Source organism: Nostoc sp. CHAB 5715 (genome assembly GCF_020829685.1).
Taxonomy (GTDB): domain Bacteria; phylum Cyanobacteriota; class Cyanobacteriia; order Cyanobacteriales; family Nostocaceae; genus Nostoc.
The window spans coordinates 1-3,108 of sequence record NZ_JAIVFR010000896.1 but is presented as its reverse complement, the minus strand read 5'-3'; the positions used below and the strand labels follow the sequence as shown (position 1 = coordinate 3,108).

The following is a 3,108-nucleotide window of genomic DNA, read 5'->3' as shown; positions in this document are numbered from 1 at the left end:
ACAATTTTTAACTTTTAAAAGCCAGCACTAAACCCATTGGTATTTGAATCGATTGGAATGTTAAGAATTTTAACGATACGGGTGTGGCATTTTGGACTGAAATAATTGCGATCGCTATTACCCAAACCGCTAAAACTACAGATGTCAAAAAAGGAGCGATTTTCATACTTTGATTGAAGTGAGGAGTTAGGAGTTAAAAGTGAGAAGTTAGGAGTGAGAAGTTAGGAGTTATTAATTTAGAACTCATAACTTATAACTGTTAATAGGATTTAGAAGTTAAGAATTGTTAATTTAGAACTCATAACTCATAACTGTTAATAGCATTTAAAAGTTAAAAATTGTTAATTTACAACTCTTCACTTTTAACTCCTAACAGACGCGATTAATCGCGTCTCTACTTTTAACTCCTAACTCCTAATTCTTATCCCTCTAGTTTAGCAATGGCACTCTCTAACTCTTGGGCGATTTTGGTGAGTTTTTCGGGTGTGTGGGTTTCTAGATAGACGCGCACCAGTGGTTCTGTACCGGAAGGACGCAGTAAAACCCAGCTACCTTCTTCTAAATAGAGCTTAATACCGTCTTTACGCCCCACTTCCTTGACTTTAATTCCTGCTACCTCTGTAGGTGGATTTCTAGTAAAGGAGTCGATGACGGCGATTTTGTGCGCCTCTGACAGGTGCAAGTCTAGGCGGTTGTTGTAAAGTGGGCCATCGGCTTGGGCGATCGCTTCTTTGACAAGTTGACTTAAAGGTTTGCCTTCATAGGCGATCGCTTCTGCCACCAGCATATCGGCTAACACCCCGTCTTTTTCGGGAATATGCCCGATAATACTCAAACCACCTGATTCTTCTCCACCAATTAACACGGCAGTTTCCCGCATTTTTTCGCCAATGTATTTAAAACCAACTGGTGTTTCGTAAATTTGCAACCCATTTTTAGCAGCGAAATTATCTAGTAGGTGGGTTGTCGCCACAGTGCGGACTATCGCGCCAGTTTTACCTTTGTTTTTGATTAAATGACGTGCTAGAACTAACAGCACAGTATTCGGAGTCAGGACGGTTCCTTGTTCATCGACGATACCAAAGCGATCGCTATCTCCATCCGTCGCCAAACCCAAATCAGCGCGATCGCGAACTACTGCTTCCACTAACTCAACTAATTGTTCTCCTTTGGGTTCTGGCATTCCATCCCCAAATAAAACATCCCTCCAATTGTGGAAACTTTCTAACTGAACGCCACTATGTTGCAAAACTTCATCTAAATAGCCGCGAGAGGTAGAATACAGAGCATCGTACTTTACCCTTAAATTAGCGTTTTTAATCTTTTCTACGTCAAGTAGAGTGTAGATAAATTGCAGGTAATCTGGTTTCGGATCGAAAATTGAAATTGAACCTGATGGGTTACTCCCAGGCAACTCATCCGATGCACTTTTTATATTTGCCACAATAGTATCAGTAATCTCAGAAGTGGCAGGCCCAGCATAATCGGGTATATATTTAATTCCACAGTAGGGTGCTGGATTATGACTAGCAGTAAACATTAACGCCCCAGCGGAATTTAGATGACGGGCGTTGTAGGCAATTACTGGTGTGGGACAATCCCGATCAGTAATTTTCACAGTCCAACCCAAGTCTGCCAAAACTTGGGCCGCTGTTTGGGCAAACTGGTCAGCTAAAAAGCGAGTATCGTAGGCAATAAGTACTGGTCTATCTTTTGTGTAGGCTGTATCTAAGTAAGTGGCAATTGCCCTTGTTACTTTCCGCACATTGGGGAAAGTAAAGTCATCGGCAATAATCCCTCGCCATCCATCAGTACCAAATTTTATCTTGCTGGACATTTTTGCCACTTGCTCCCGTACATTATCAGTACTATAAAAGCTTCCCGCAAAGCGTGTGTAGCAGCAACTATCCTCTGAAGTTCTTTTCTAAGGAAGCCTTAGTTTAAACTTCTCCCCACCGTATTTTCTCTCACTGTTTCTGAGCAATGTCAACCCCCGATCGACCTTTTGCCAGTTATCACCTTTGGTCTCTAGTTGCCCCAGCGACCGGGCAAGAACGCTGGCATTGCCAGATGAGACGGGGGTTTATCAAAGCGCGGCAACACGAACCAAAAGTCAAAGCGCTTTTAGGGCAAGCCACCGCACCCCAGAGAATTGGCATACTTGCCCAAAAAGGCGTTTATGAGTTTCATCATCACAGGCATCTTTTGAAGCAAGCAGATGGTGTAGAAAGAGTTGCACAGCTACTTAAATTAGGCAACTCAAGCCTTCAAGTTCAGCAACGCGTGCTGCAAATTTTGCAAAAATATCACGATGCGCCGTTGCTTTTGGATAAAGATATTATCCAATTAACTCCGGGTGATGAAGGCTTTCCTAAACCGATAGTAGTTGAACAAGAAGATTATTGCTTTCGTTTATATGCGGCTATGGACTGCGTTTTTATTGAGTCTGATAGCACAATACATATTTTAGATTTCAAAACTGGTAAGTCGACTTTTGACCGACGACAGGCATTAGTTTATTTGGTAGCTGCTCGTTATCTTTACCCTGGACGGGAAGCCGTTGCATCATTTTATAATTTAGAAATATGTAAAAAGTCTGAGTTAATTAGCATCAATAATAGTGAATTAGAATACTTAAAATTTGAGTTAGCTAATATTGCCCACAAGCACCAGCACGATTTGCAAAAATATCAGGAACAAACTAGTAATTTCAGTAAAATATTCCCTCCCAATCCTGGCTCTCATTGCCGCTTTTGTCCATTTAACTCAATCTGTGACTTTGCCGATTTTAAGCAGCATCAATCGTATCCAATGCCAAGTTTAAGAGTTAATAGCTAATTGGTTTACCTCTTGCTCTTGGTTCAATCTTCAAAAAACAGCTGCTAAATCTTCGTACTTTTACTGACCTCATTCTCGACTCCTGTCAGACAACCTAGATGTAAACTACACCTATTTTTATCTTTGGTTGTGAGGAGTTAAGACTAGGGCGTGTTTTCAAACTCGTTGTATCCTAAAAAAGATGCGATCGCTTTATGATGATGATAAACCGAGGAGACTTAAGCAACGAACGTTGGGAGAGGTTAAAACCGTTACTACCACCACAAAAAC

General features: G+C 41.3%; 2 protein-coding genes and 1 pseudogene. 1 reads left to right on the top strand and 2 read right to left on the bottom strand.

The features are described from left to right. Positions 1-16: 16 nt before the first annotated feature. Positions 17-166: pseudogene (locus LC574_RS33325) on the bottom strand (DUF1049 domain-containing protein); the annotation flags it as partial. 255 nt (positions 167-421) lie between these two features. After that, entirely contained in the window at positions 422-1,837 is a 1,416-nt protein-coding gene (locus LC574_RS33320) for a phosphoglucomutase/phosphomannomutase family protein (protein ID WP_229457861.1), read from the bottom strand. A gap of 146 nt (positions 1,838-1,983) precedes the next feature. Between LC574_RS33320 and LC574_RS33315 the strand changes: the two genes are divergently transcribed. Then, positions 1,984-2,838: a PD-(D/E)XK nuclease family protein gene (locus tag LC574_RS33315; RefSeq protein ID WP_229457860.1), complete on the top strand. Its 855-nt coding sequence runs from the start codon at positions 1,984-1,986 to the stop codon at positions 2,836-2,838. Positions 2,839-3,108: the final 270 nt, after the last annotated feature.